Annotated in this window: 13 protein-coding genes and 2 pseudogenes; 6 read left to right on the top strand and 9 right to left on the bottom strand. The window is 72.2% G+C overall.

Annotated elements, in window-relative coordinates; translation table 11 throughout:
• Nucleotides 1-129 precede the first annotated feature (129 nt).
• The 4 genes and pseudogenes from DQW85_RS48380 to DQW85_RS35985 form a co-directional block, all read right to left on the bottom strand.
• A pseudogene (locus tag DQW85_RS48380) lies at nucleotides 130-836 on the bottom strand (IS701 family transposase); the annotation flags it as partial.
• A 525-nt stretch (nucleotides 837-1,361) separates the two neighbouring features.
• Nucleotides 1,362-1,973 carry a sigma 54-interacting transcriptional regulator gene (locus tag DQW85_RS48375; protein WP_420819210.1) on the bottom strand — a complete coding sequence of 204 codons (612 nt, stop codon included), beginning with the start codon at nucleotides 1,971-1,973 and terminating at the stop codon, nucleotides 1,362-1,364.
• Between the two features lie 35 nt (nucleotides 1,974-2,008).
• Nucleotides 2,009-2,305 (bottom strand): annotated as a pseudogene (locus DQW85_RS48370) (sigma 54-interacting transcriptional regulator); the annotation flags it as partial.
• Between the two features lie 385 nt (nucleotides 2,306-2,690).
• Nucleotides 2,691-3,719: an alcohol dehydrogenase catalytic domain-containing protein gene (locus DQW85_RS35985; RefSeq protein WP_113704214.1), complete on the bottom strand. Its 1,029-nt coding sequence runs from the start codon at nucleotides 3,717-3,719 to the stop codon at nucleotides 2,691-2,693.
• Between the two features lie 89 nt (nucleotides 3,720-3,808).
• On the opposite strand from DQW85_RS35985, the gene DQW85_RS35980 reads away from it, so the two are divergent.
• Both DQW85_RS35980 and DQW85_RS35975 read left to right on the top strand, forming a co-directional pair.
• Nucleotides 3,809-4,255 carry a MarR family winged helix-turn-helix transcriptional regulator gene (locus DQW85_RS35980; protein ID WP_113704213.1) on the top strand — a complete coding sequence of 149 codons (447 nt, stop codon included), beginning with the start codon at nucleotides 3,809-3,811 and terminating at the stop codon, nucleotides 4,253-4,255.
• Nucleotides 4,256-4,303: 48 nt separating this feature from the next.
• The gene (locus DQW85_RS35975) at nucleotides 4,304-4,675 is read left to right on the top strand and encodes a hypothetical protein (RefSeq protein WP_205315663.1); all 372 of its coding nucleotides are present in this window, start codon (nucleotides 4,304-4,306) and stop codon (nucleotides 4,673-4,675) included.
• A gap of 13 nt (nucleotides 4,676-4,688) precedes the next feature.
• Here the strand turns inward: DQW85_RS35975 and DQW85_RS48365 are convergent, their stop codons facing one another.
• Nucleotides 4,689-5,417, bottom strand: coding sequence for a polysaccharide deacetylase family protein (locus DQW85_RS48365; RefSeq protein WP_113704218.1), 729 nt, complete (start codon nucleotides 5,415-5,417; stop codon nucleotides 4,689-4,691).
• Between DQW85_RS48365 and DQW85_RS48360 the strand changes: the two genes are divergently transcribed.
• The gene (locus DQW85_RS48360; RefSeq protein ID WP_420819209.1) at nucleotides 5,416-6,183 is read left to right on the top strand and encodes a pentapeptide repeat-containing protein; all 768 of its coding nucleotides are present in this window, start codon (nucleotides 5,416-5,418) and stop codon (nucleotides 6,181-6,183) included. The genes DQW85_RS48365 and DQW85_RS48360 overlap by 2 nt on opposite strands.
• 86 nt (nucleotides 6,184-6,269) lie before the next feature.
• Here DQW85_RS48360 and DQW85_RS35960 read toward each other — a convergent pair whose 3' ends face one another.
• From DQW85_RS35960 to DQW85_RS35950, 3 genes are all read right to left on the bottom strand, one after another.
• Entirely contained in the window at nucleotides 6,270-6,779 is a 510-nt protein-coding gene (locus tag DQW85_RS35960; protein ID WP_113704211.1) for a DinB family protein, read from the bottom strand.
• 53 nt (nucleotides 6,780-6,832) lie between these two features.
• The gene (folP, locus tag DQW85_RS35955; protein ID WP_240197654.1) at nucleotides 6,833-7,741 is read right to left on the bottom strand and encodes a dihydropteroate synthase; all 909 of its coding nucleotides are present in this window, start codon (nucleotides 7,739-7,741) and stop codon (nucleotides 6,833-6,835) included.
• Between the two features lie 68 nt (nucleotides 7,742-7,809).
• Nucleotides 7,810-8,841: a phosphotransferase gene (locus DQW85_RS35950; RefSeq protein WP_162795654.1), complete on the bottom strand. Its 1,032-nt coding sequence runs from the start codon at nucleotides 8,839-8,841 to the stop codon at nucleotides 7,810-7,812.
• 103 nt (nucleotides 8,842-8,944) lie between these two features.
• On the opposite strand from DQW85_RS35950, the gene DQW85_RS35945 reads away from it, so the two are divergent.
• The 3 genes from DQW85_RS35945 (at nucleotide 8,945) to DQW85_RS35935 (ending at nucleotide 11,638) form a co-directional block, all read left to right on the top strand.
• Nucleotides 8,945-9,346: a hypothetical protein gene (locus DQW85_RS35945; RefSeq protein WP_113704208.1), complete on the top strand. Its 402-nt coding sequence runs from the start codon at nucleotides 8,945-8,947 to the stop codon at nucleotides 9,344-9,346.
• 114 nt (nucleotides 9,347-9,460) lie between these two features.
• A complete protein-coding gene (locus tag DQW85_RS35940; RefSeq protein ID WP_113704207.1) occupies nucleotides 9,461-10,768 on the top strand; it encodes a C39 family peptidase in 1,308 nt (435 codons plus the stop codon).
• Nucleotides 10,769-10,876: 108 nt separating this feature from the next.
• Nucleotides 10,877-11,638, top strand: coding sequence for a LamG domain-containing protein (locus DQW85_RS35935; protein ID WP_113704206.1), 762 nt, complete (start codon nucleotides 10,877-10,879; stop codon nucleotides 11,636-11,638).
• A gap of 14 nt (nucleotides 11,639-11,652) precedes the next feature.
• On the opposite strand, the gene DQW85_RS35930 is transcribed toward DQW85_RS35935, so the two are convergent.
• Complete coding sequence (locus DQW85_RS35930) at nucleotides 11,653-12,150, bottom strand: hypothetical protein (protein WP_162795653.1); 498 nt, start codon at nucleotides 12,148-12,150, stop codon at nucleotides 11,653-11,655.
• Nucleotides 12,151-12,345 lie beyond the last annotated feature (195 nt).

The following is a 12,345-nucleotide window of genomic DNA, read 5'->3' as shown; positions in this document are numbered from 1 at the left end:
TCCTCCCAGCTCAAGGGCACTTTTCTTATGTGAATGATCAGGTCGGCTCAAATTCGCCGTGAAAGCCGCAGGCTAATCTGTTCCGGTCCGACGACCTCTACTTCGGTTTGAATTGCGAGCTTGCCGCTCGATGCGTACCAGGGCCATCAGCGGCATCGGCGTTGGCGCGTGACAGAAGGCGAACTCGCCGGTGGTCAGGTTGCGGCGGATGAGCAGCCACCGATACCCCTCGGACTCGGCTTCGTCGATGCGCGCCCAGGCCCAGGCGTACCAGCGCGGGCCCTTGGCCCCCTGACTGGCGCGGTAGCGGTGCCGGTGCCGACCAGCCACGTAGGCGGCGATGGCGGCCGTGCTGCGGTCGACCCCGGCCAAGTTGACCCGCCGGTTGCCTGCGATCGCCAGCACGTGGCCTATCCGGCGTCGCTCCAGCAGGCCGCGCAGGCGCGGTCCTGGCCGTAGACCTCATCGCCACTCACCCACCGCGCCGACAGCCCGGCATCCGGGACGTCAGCGATCATCTCGGCCACCAGGGCGGGCTCGGTGGCGAACGCGGTCTGCTCGGGCACCCTGGCTGCGCGGCACCGGCCGGGATCGGCCAGCCAGGAGTGCTCAGGCAGGTAGAGCCACCGGTCCACCAGCGCCCGTCCGTGTGGTGTGGCATTGGCCAGGAACACGCCGACCTGGCTGTTTTCGATCCGCCCTGCAGTGCGGGTGTATGGGCGCTGCACCCCGGCCGAGCCGCTGGCCTTCTTGAGGAAGCCGGTCTCATCCATGATCAGCACCCCGCCATCGCCGAGCTGCTCGACAACATAGAGGCGCAGGGCATCGCGTACGGCGTGCTGTGGCGGGTCGGGGTTGGCGATGAGGCTGGCTGGGTCAGGCTGGTTGGAGGATGACTCGGTAGCCGAGGGCTTCGAGCTGGCGGATGTAGTTGCGTTTCTTGCGTTCGGGGCCGAGTCGCCGATCGCAGAAGTCGGCTCCGAGGTCGATGAAGTGGGTGTCGGACAGCAGATGCCAGACGGTGGTCAGATGGTGCGGCCGACAGCGACGATGGCGCGTTTGGTGCCGCGGCGGCGGGCGATGCGCCGGTAGCGTTCGCCGAGAAAGGTATCGCTCTTGCCGGCGATCACGGCTGGGAGCGTCAGGTGGCCATCTGCCCGCGAGGCTCACGCAGCCGCAGTTGGGGACCGCTACGGATCAAAGGACACGACTACATCCAGGTCCGCTTCGACACCGCCACCTGCCGGACCTGCCCGGTCCGCACCTCCCGTACGCACCGGACGATGTCCTTCATGCCGTGGCCCTGGTGGATCGCCAGCCGGATGCCTGTCGAGAGCGACTGCTCCATCCGCGTGTCCGGCTCACCCGCCGGACGTTGGCCCAGGTGCGGCACGTCCGGCGGAGGCTCGTCCGATGGCACATCGCCAACGGTGACGCGCCCGACCCGACGTGCCGGTAGGCGATGCGGGCCACGAGCTGGCGCAGGTCGCGCTCGTTCCTGGGTAGGAGCGCCGCTGGAGCAATGACTGCACCGTCTCGTCCATCTCGGGCACCTGGTCGGTACGGAACTCAGCCAGGAAGGGCGGGCCAGCAGGCACACGTCCTCTGGCCGCTCGGCGAGCGTGGGCAAGTGGAAACGCCAGGCCGCGATCCGGTGGTAGAAGTCGCTGCGGAACGCGCCGACCTCCTGCTGCCGGGCCAGATCGCGGTTCGTGGCGCAGATCAGCCTGGAACGATGTCCGCCGCCAGGTGTCGCTGCCGACCCGCTTGTAGGCGCCCTCCTGCAGCACGCGCAGCAGTTCGGCCTGCATCTCAGGAGACAGCTCACCGACCTCGTCGAGAAACAGGGAGCCGCCGTCGGCGTGCGCGAACGCCCCTTCCCGGGTACTGATCGCGCCGGTGAACGCGCCGCGTTCGTGCCCGAAGAACTCGCTGCCCGACAAGGTGGGGACGACGGTCGTGCAGTCCGCCACGACCAGTTCGCCCTTGCGCGGGCGGGGGCGAGATCGTGGATGAGCCTGGCCACCAGCTCCTTGCCCGTTCCGCTCTCCCCGGTGATGAGCACGGACACGCTGGACAGCAGCGCCACCTCGACCACGTCCCTGACGAACAGCCGCCAGCGCGGGCTGGCCCCCGCCAGGCGCTCACGCACCTCCGGCGAGTCCGCCGGGCCGTCCACCCTGTCCCAGTGAGCGAACCTGGCCGCGATCTGAGCCGCCGTGGAACGTTCCCACAGCAGCACGTCGCAGGCGCCCAGGGACAGCAGCCGCCACCGCACGGCGTCCTCCGCCGTCTTCCTGGGCATCGCCATGGCGATGACCCTCCCCTCCCCGGCCCCGCCGAGCCCGCGGATCGCCTCGTCCAGGTCGTCGTCCGCATCTCTGAACGCGATCACGCCCGGCCCCGGCTCGCCCGGCCGGGGAACGAGGCGGACCTTCAGCCCCGCCGCGGCGAATGGAGCGGCCAGCACCCCGAGGTTCTTCCGGTCCTGGCCGGTCAGCCAGATCTCCGGACACTCCATGTCCCCCACGGAAGTCGGCCTCGCCTGGAGTGCGTCCTTTCAAATGTGCGATCAGCCGCCATCCCGCGCAATACACCTCCAGCCGACGGGCTGGATGACGAGCGGCTTGGCGGCTGTCCAAAAGGGCGTCGGCTATCCGTCTGCTGAGTGCCCGCCGTGGGAAGGGTATTCAGCTACCGGTGGTGAGGACCATGCGGAAGCGGGCCTGGCCGGAGACCATCTTCCGGAACGCCGCATCTGCTTCCTCCAGCGGAACCTCCTCGGTCCACGCGCGGACGCCACTCTGGACGGCGAACCTCAGGGTGTCCTGGGTGTCGACCGCGATCCCTGAAGCGTGCCCGTACACCCGCTTGGCCCCGCTCACGAGCTGCAGGGGCGTGACCTCCAGCGGTTCCATGGCGACACCGGCGACGATGAGCTCACCGCGGCGCTCCAGCCCGTCGACCGTCGCGGAGATCGCCGCGGCGTTGGTCACCGTCGCCAGCACCACCTTGGCTCCCCCGTGGGCCCGCAGCGCGTCGGCCGCCTTCTCGGTGGCGCTGTCGATGTAGTGAGACGCGCCGAGCTTGTGAGCCAGCGACGCCTTCTCCGGGCCGCGGGCCACCGCGATGGTGTTGAAGCCCATCTTCGAGGCGAACTGAACGCCCAGGTGCCCCAGGCCGCCCAGGCCGAGAACCGCGACGGTGTCGCCCGGGCGGGCGGAGCTGCGGCGCAGCGCATTGTACACGGTCACGCCGGCGCAGGCCAGGGGTGCCGCCTCCACCGGGGTGAGCTCGTCCGGGACTGCGGCCAGGGCGACGGCGGGCACCACGACGGAGTCGGCGAACCCTCCGGCGTACGCGGCCCCCGGCACCTGAAGCTCGGGACAGAGGACGCCGTCGCCTTCCCTGCAGGCGTCGCAGTGGCCGCAACTTCCTCCGTACCAGCCGACCGCCACCCGGTCACCGACGGACCAGCCCGTGACGTTGTCGCCGATCGTGTCGATGCGTCCCGCGATCTCGTGCCCTGGTGTGACGGGAAAGCTGGTGCCCGGGAGGTATCCGCCGATGATCAACACGTCGGAGTGGCACACCCCACACGCCTCGACGGTGACCCGCACCTGGCCGGCGCCGGGCTCCTGGGTATCGACCAGAGCCAGGGACACGTCCCCGCCGGGCTCGGCGACCTGCATGGAACGGTGCACAGCAGGAGAAGGCATGCCGGCTCCTTTCCGGATGTTGGCCACCCTCTACCGCCGCTTCCCCACTCGGGAGGCGCTAATCATGCTGGTGAGCGGGGGAAACTGGGGTGGTGACTGAGAACGGCCGCTCCGCTCCGCCTGTGACCAGCACCTCCATCGTGGTGCTGACGCTGGCGCGCCGGATCGAGGCCGAGCTCAACGCCGTTCTCGCGCCGCTCGACCTCACCGTCAGCCGGCTGGGGCTGCTGGGGCACATCGCCGGTGTGCCCGGAGTGTCGTTCAGCGATCTGGCGCGCATGTCGGGGATCACGGTGCAGAGCGTGCACGCGGCGGTGAAGGCGCTGGCCGCGGCCGGGCTGGTGCGCGACAGCACCGCCCGCGCGGGTTCGGCCTCGGCCATCGAGGTGACCGCTGACGGCGCGCGCCTGCTCGACGCCGCCAAGGCGGCGGTCGCCGAGGTCGACGATCGGATGGTCGGCCCGGACGCGGATCCCATCCAGCGGCAGGTGGGTCAGGCCGTTCGCGCGGCTTTCTCCGGCGGGATCAGCCGCTGAGTCTCCCCCGACCTTCAGGGTGACTGAAGGCTCCCGCGCTACGCGCCCGTGTCCCCCGCCGGCGGTCCGGTCGCCGGCGACGACGGGGAGGGGCGGAGCAGGGGTGTGGCCGTCGCGCTGCACCGCATCACCGGGGGTTACGCCGTCTTCGGTCTCGTCGTGCCGGTGGTCGGGATCGTCCTGGCCGTCGCGCAAGGGCGGATGGGCGAGATCTGGATCAACCTGTCCATGGTGCTCACCGCCGCCGCGGGCGGGCTGCTCGCCACGCAGATCTATCCGCGTCAGCGCGAGGCGCTCAGCGATCCTGACGACGGGCGGCGGTTGCGTGCGCTGTCCATGCTCGCCGGCGTCTACAACCTGCTCTGGGCGATCGTCGTCGTCATGATGATCGTTCGGCCCGGCTCCGGGCCGGGAAAGTGATCCACATGCTCGCCTACGAGCACGGCCTGGTCACGCCTCGCCGCCCCGGCGGAAGGTCCATCGACTGGTCGGTCGGGCACAGGGTCGTGGGCTCCGGGCGAGGGGCGTCGTAGACGAGCTTCGGTGGGTGGGCGCCGAGCAGCTCGCTGACCGTGACGAAGTGGTAGCCGCGGGCGGACAGGGTCTTGAGCACGCGCGGGATCGCCTTGACCGTCGTCGGATGGATGTCGTGGAACAGGACGATGCCGCCGGGCCTGGTCCCCTTGATCGCCTTACGTGCCACTCTGGCGCTGTTGCGGTACCTCCAGTCCTCGGTGTCCACGCTCCACAGGATCAACGGGTGGGTCGTGTGCTTGCGGACGCGGCGGTTGACCGCGCCGTACGGCGGGCGCATGAGGCTTGGGGCGACGCCCGTCGCCCCCCTGATGGCCAGGTCGGTGCGCGACAGGTCGGCGCGGATGGCGGCACCCGACAGCCTGGTCAGGTCGCGGTGTGACCAGCTGTGACCGGCGATCTCGTGCCCGGCCGCGGCGGCCCGCCGCACCATGCCGGGGTTCGCGACGACGTTCTGGCCGACGACGAAGAACGTGGCGCGGGCGTCGCGCGCGGCGAGGTGGCGCAGCAGGGCGCCGGTGTACGGGCCCGGACCGTCGTCGAACGTGAGGGCGACGCACTTGACGCGCCGGCAGTCGGTCGTCCACACCTGGCCGGGGGTGGAGGGCACCGGCTCCGGTGTGGGCATGGCGGGCGGGGAGCCCGTCAGCATGCCGCGGAGGGCGTCACTCAGCGTCTGGCCGAGCGATCTGGGCGACTGCGTCTGGTGCGGGGTCTGGTGCGGGGTCTGGTGCGGGGTCTGGTGCGGGGTCTGGTGCCGGGTCTGCTGCGCGGGATGGGTCGCACCCGGGGTGGGAGGCGTACCCCCTGGCGTCCCTGGCGTTGGACGTGCTGCGCCTGGGGTGACGGGTGGGGTGGCGCCCGCGGTCGCGGGTGGCGAGCCTCCGGGTGTTCCCGGGGTCGCCGAGGGAGGTGTGCCGGGGGTCGTCTGCGGGGTCGGGGCGACGATCGCCCGCCCCTTCAGGCCGGAGCCGGGGCGGGGGCCCTGCGCGCCGCCGCCCATCACGGCCGGTAAGCCGTCGCTCCTCGGCGCCGTCGTAGCGGCCTCCCTCTCGGGCGCCTCCCTCTCGGGGGCCTCGCGCTCGGGCGTCTCCCTCTCGGGCGCCTCCCTCTCGGGGGCCTCGCGCTCGGGCGTCTCCCTCTCGGGGGCCTCGCGCTCGGGCGTCTCCAGCGCTGCCCCGCCCGCCCGGTCCACCGCCACCGGGCTCCCGTCCTGGCCGGCGCCGCACGCCGTGGCCATCAGGCCGGCCGCGGCGAGCAGCAGGGCCGTCCCCCGCGTCGTACGCCGTCGTGCCACCCCGCGCGACCTCGCGCTTCCGCTCATCCGAACCCCCTCGTGCGCCGCGCCGGTGTGGTGCCGGCCCCTGGGAACTGGCCCGGCATCGCGGCGATGACCGAAGCGTTCCAGTCGGTTCGACAACCGCCGCAGGCGGATGGTTCACGCCGGATCGGGGCCTGGGTGAGGGTCTTCTCCGCAAGGTCAGTAGTAGCCCTTCCCTCCGTCGAGGAGCTCGTGGATGACGTCGGCGTGGCCGGCGTGCCGGGCGGTCTCCTCGATCATGTGGAGCAGCATCCAGCGCAGGCTTCCGGCGGACGAGCGGAAGTCGGGGTGCCGGCCCACGTCGTCCAGCGAGTGGGCGGCGACGATCTCGTTCGACAGCGCGCACTGCCGTTCGTACTCCTCCAGGAGCCGGGCGAGCGGGACGCCGTCGGCCATCATGTCGGCGTCCTCCTCCCCGTCGAACTGGGGACCCGTGGCCGGGCGGCCCAGGAAGAGGACCTCGAACCAGGAGTGCTCGACCCAGCGCAGGTGCGAGACGAGGCCGGCCATGGTCATCAGCGGCGAGGTGGGGAGGACCTGCCGGTGCGCGTCGGCGTCGGACAGCCCCTCGCACTTCCAGTGGATGATCGAGCGCTGCATGTCGAGCCAGCCGACGAGCTGCGCCCGCTCGTCGGCGGTGAAGGGAGGGCGTTCGCGGGGAGGGGTCACGAGGCGCGAGGCTATCCCGGCGTGGGATGGCGGCGCACCGGGATTTCGGGCGCTCAGGTGAGGTTGTGGCGGGGGTTCGCGGGTGGCCGCCAGCCGAGAACGGCCTCGGTCATGCGGACGGCCGCGACCGTGCTGGGCACGTCGTGGACGCGCAGGATGCGGGCGCCGCCCAGGATCGCCACCACGTTCGCGGCGATCGTGCCCTCCTTGCGCTCCCCCTGCGGGCGGTCGAGGGTCTCGCCGATGAAGTCCTTGTTCGACAGCGCGGCCAGGGTCGGGTGGCCGATGGCGGCGATCTCGTCGATCCGCCTGGTCAGCTCCAGCGAGTGGTGGGTGTTCTTGTTCAGGTCGTGGCCGGGGTCGATGATGATCCGGTCGGCGGAGACGCCGCAGTCGAGGGCGAACCGTACGCGCTCGCGGAGGAACGCCGCCACCTCGGCGACCACGTCCCCGTAGGTGGGCCGGGAGACCTGCTTCCCCGGGCCGCCCAGGCTGTGCGTGATGATCACGCCCGCGCCCGTCTCGGCGGCGATCCGCGCCGTGCCGGGCTCGCGCAGGCCGTTGGTGTCGTTGATGACGTCCGCGCCCGCCTCGACGGCGGCCTCGGCCACCTCGGCGCGGTGGGTGTCCACGGAGATCACCGCGTCGGTCTTGGCGCGGACCTCGGCGATGACGGGGGCGACCCGCTCGATCTCCTCGCCCACCGTGATCGGCTCCTGGTCGGCGCTGAACGCGAAACCGCCGATGTCGATCCAGTCGGCTCCCTCGTCCACGGCCCCGCACGCCGCCTCGACCGCGCGGGACAGCTCGAACGTCCGGCCCCGGTCGTGGAAGGAGTTGGGCGTCCTGTTGACGATGGCCATGATCGCGACCTGACGGTCGAAGTCGAACTCCCGCTGCCCGATGCGCCGCACGGGAGAGATGATTTCAGGAAAGAACATCTTGCTTGTCCCGTCGCTCACGCTGTTGCCTCCTCCGCAACCCTGTCACGGTCCACGGCCGGATCATCGCACCGCCCCCGCCCGTACGCTCAGAGCGAGCGGAGGACGCCCGCCCACCGGTCCAGGGAACGGACGATCTCGGGCAGCACCCTCGCCGCGTCGTGGATCTGGGCCACGGCGGCGGCGCGACGGGCGGGCGAGAGGCGACCGGCGGAGAGGACCAGCGAGAGGTGCTGTGCCGGCCATTCGAGCATGCCGCGCACCAGGCCGGTGAACGCGCCGACGTCCCGGCCGCCGGCCTGCCCGCCCGCCTCCTCGAAGGCCCGGACGGCGGCGGCCAGCAGGGCGGGATCCGGCTCGTCGTCGCCGAGGCTGGCGCAGGCCAGCAGGAACGCGAAGTGCACGAGCTCCCACCAGGGCGCCTCCGGCCCGGAGACGTCGAAGTCGATCAGCGCCGGGCCGCGGGCAGTGAGGAGGATGTTGCGGTGGTTGATGTCGCGATGCGAGATCACTAAGGGTGGAGGCGCGGCCAGGCCGGCCTCGACGATCCTGGTCCCCTCGACGACGGCGGACCAGAGCCGCTCGCGTGCCTCCTGGTCGACGAGCTCCGCCTTCAGCGCCGCGTCCAGCCACTCCTGCCAGGCGGCGAGCGGATGAAGAGGGTAGCCCCGGCCCGAGTGGACGGACGCCGGTGGCGCGGCGGCGGCCAGCACCGCCACGGTGCGGCCCAGCCATGCCGCGACGCCGGCGTCCGCCGGGATCAGCGGGTGCTCGCCGTCCATCCACTCGCTCACCCGTGCGTGGTCGGGCCTGCCCGGGACGGCCGTCCAGTAGCCGGCCGTCCGGCCCGCGGCGCCGGCGTCATGGGGCGGCTCGACCGCCCGCGGCACCGTGACACCGGCGGCGATGGCGGCTCTCTCCAGGGCTCCCGCGTCGCGCATGGCGGCGAACTCCCACGGCTCCACCGGCCGGGCGGTCTTGACCACCCAGCGGCCGGTGTCGGTGCGCACCCGCCAGGCGCCCGCCGTGCCGTACCCCTGGAGCCGGACGGGCGCCGAACGCACCTCGCCGAGGCCGAACAGCCGCGCCACGACCGACACGAGCGCCACGTCAACCGTCATGTCTCCAGTATTGATCACCTCGCTGGGCGGCGAGCGCGCATGCGGGCGCAGGTGGGGGCCCGGCGCGGAGATAGGGACGTCCGGTGCGGGGAACGCACCGGACATGAGAGACGAGATTCCCGAGTGGCGCGGGCGGCGGCCCGCCGGGCTGGACGACGCCACCGTCGAAGCGATGGGCAAGCTCTCCTGCGCGCTGGAGAAGGTGGAGCGGGCCCGCGGGCACCTGTACGCGTTCCACCAGCTGACCGGGAGCGCCCATGCGGACCTGGAGGAGGTGATCGAGGGGTTGCGCGCCGCCGGGCACCGGAGCCAGGCCGACGCCCTGTCCACGGAGCTGCTGGGGCGGGACGTGCTCGCCGGCCGGTGGACGTTCCAGGTCGTCGAGGAGTACGACGACGGCTACTACCGGTGCTTCGTGGACCTGGAGAGGAGGATCAGGGACGAGCTGGCGGAGGGCAGGCGGCACGTCTTCGAGTCGGAGATGAAGGAACGCCACCAGAAGTGACCCGGCGGCGGCCGTCCAGGGCCCCGCCTGGGCGATACGTAGATTTCCCGACGCGTCATTCTGCCGGCTCTGCCTACTCTCGGCCGCGTCGAGGCCCTCCACGAAGGCGAATTCATGCGCGGGTTGACCGTAGTCCTGTCCACGGCCCTGATCGCCACGACGATCGCGGCACCCGTCGCCGGCTCTGTCGTCGGCTCTGTCGTCGGCTCTGTAGCGGCCCGCGGGAAAGGGCCGTCACGCACCGGCGAAGGGCCGTCAGGCGCGGTGAACGTCGTCTACGACCGGGCCGTCTTCGGCTCCGGCACGGCCGAGGGCACGGCGACCGGCGACGGCCTGTCCTTCGCCTCGGCCGTCGGCGTCACCTCCTACACCGACGCCCTCGGCAGCAGGACGTGGGAGTACGCCCGCTGGACGGGTCCCGAGCGGCCGGTCGGCTTCCCCGCCACCGAGCTGATCGCGTCCTGGACGGCCGACATCCCGCCGGGGAGCTGGATGCAGGTCGAGGCGCGGGCCAGGCACGCCTCCGGGCTGACCAAGTGGTACGTGATGGGCCGCTGGGCCTACGGCGACGGCGACATCAGGCGCACCTCGCTGCCCGGGCAGGGCGACGCCGACGCGACCGTGGCCGTCGACACGCTGGTGGCCGCGGCGGGCAAGCGGATCAACGCCTACCAGCTCCGCCTCACCCTCTACCGGACGCCCGGCTCCGCCGTGACGCCGCGGGTGCGGACGCTCGGGGCGATGGCCTCGTACGTGCCCGAACGCAGGTCGGTGCCGGTCAGCCCCGGCGGCGGCGCGTGGGGCACCGAGCTGGCCGTGCCACGCCGCTCCCAGAACGTGCACCAGGGCCACTACCCCGAGTGGGACGGCGGCGGCCGGGCCTGGTGCAGCCCCACCTCGACGACCATGGTCCTCGGCTACTGGGGGAAGTGGCCCGGCGCGCAGGACACCTCCTGGGTCGAGCCGTCGGATCCGAACCCGGAGGTCGACCACGCCGCCCGCCACACCTACGACCACGCCTACAAGGGGGCGGGCAACTGGCCGTTCAACACCGCCTATGCCGGCCACTACGGGCTGGACGGCTTCATCACGCGCCTCCGCTCGCTCACCGAGCTGGAACGCCTGATCACCGCGGGCGTACCGGTGATAACCTCGCAGTCGTTCAGGAAGGGCGAGCTGCCGGGAGCCGGATACGGCACGAACGGCCACATCATGGTGGTCGTCGGCTTCACCGCGACCGGCGACGTGATCGCCCACGACCCGGCCTCGTCCGGCAACGAGGCGGTGCGGCGCGTCTACCCGCGGGCCGCCTTCGAGAACGTCTGGCTGCGCAGCTCCAGCAGCGGCGGCATCGTCTACGTCGTCCACCCGCCCGGCCACGCGCTGCCCGCCCCGGCCCCCGGCCTGCCCGCCAACTGGTGACACGCAAGTCATCCGCACTCGTCCGCACTCATCCGCACTCATCCGCACTCATCCGCACCCGTCCGTGCGACGTTGACCGGGCACGGGATCACTGCTGCACTGAGCGTCATGGCGAGGTTCCTCTCCGTCGCCGTGGCGCTTGCCCTGACGCTGGTCGCGGGTCCGGCCGCGGCGGGGCTGGATGACGAGGTGCGCTACGACGGCGCGATGCCGTCCCCGGTGTCGGTGGCCGACAGCGGCCCGTACGCGCGCCACGGCACGGTCCTGTCCGCCAACGGCGGCCGGGTGCTCTCCCTCTTCGACGCGTCGTCCGGCGGGTCCGGGGACCTCTTCCTGCGCTTTCCCGCCGGGCACTGCGCGGCTGTCCCGTGCCCGCAGGCGGTCGTGCGACCGGCCGACTCCGCCGCCCTGATGCCGAAGGGCGGCACGGGGCGGTTCAGCTTCGGCGCGGACGTGCGGCTGACCGCCGAGCCGTCGCCCGACGCCGGGATGAACGTGTGGCAGTTCGGCCTTGCGGGCGCCGGCCAGAGCCAGTGGAAGCTGCAGGTGGACGGCGGGCGCCCCTCGTGCCGCTGGTCGGACGGCACGCGGGTGGTGCTGCTGCCCGCGCGCGCGTACCGGATGGCCGTCGGGCGCTGGCACCGGGTGCGGTGCGCGCGGCTGTCGTCGGTGCTGTTCCAGATCCGGGTGCTGGATCCGGTCACCGGCGACGCGATCGTCCCGCCCGCGCAGGCGGTGGCCACGGTGGGCGCGATCCGGCCGGACGGCTCCGCCGTGATCGGCGGCAAGCGGGTGCGGGCCGACCAGGCCGACGCGCAGACCGACCAGTTCCACGGCGACCTGGACGAGGTGTACTTCGCCCGCAGGTGATCAGCCGGTCAGCGCTAGTGGGCGGCCACCACGGTCTTGAGCGCGACGATGGCCAGCCCAAGGGCGAGGTTGGCGATCCCGGAAAGGATGACGACCCTCGTGGAGGCGTGGGTGGTCACCGCGGCGGCGACCGCCCAGATGACCTGGCTCGCCACCGCGACGGTCAGGGCGGCCCAGGCCGCCGCGCCGTCGGACATGCCGAACGCCGAGGCGAACGCGGCGGCGATCGCGGGCGGGAACGCGGCCTGGGCCAGCGGCCATTCGTGCCGCCCGGCCGCGCGCACGTGCTCCCACGTCAGCGGGTGCACACCCTGGCTCACCACCTGGGCGTACATGTGAGCGAGCCAGAACACCACGCCGGTGCTGATCAGCACGGTCGCGAGGTCTCCGGCCTGGAGGGGTGTGCCGTCCGCCGCGCTGCCGGCGACCACGGACGCCGCCAGCAGCGAGCCGTACACGGCGCCCGCGTACTCCATGCGTCCGGAGGGCGCCTGCGATTCAGCCGCGTTCATAGCAGCAGTCTCGTCTGTGCCCGGCGGCACAGCCCACAGGGCGGGCGGAAGTATGCCCAGTCTTGGGCTGTTCGAGGAGATCGCTAGCGGCGGGGCCGCCCGCAGGTGCCGCCACCGCGCCGGGTCAGGCCAGGGCCCGTACGGCGGCGGTGAACAGCGCCGGGGCGCGCTGCGCGGCGGGCACGACCAGGCGGG

Source organism: Nonomuraea lactucae, from assembly GCF_003313395.1.
Classification (GTDB): Bacteria; Actinomycetota; Actinomycetes; order Streptosporangiales; family Streptosporangiaceae; genus Nonomuraea; species Nonomuraea lactucae.
This window is presented reverse-complemented; position numbering and strand designations above follow the sequence as displayed.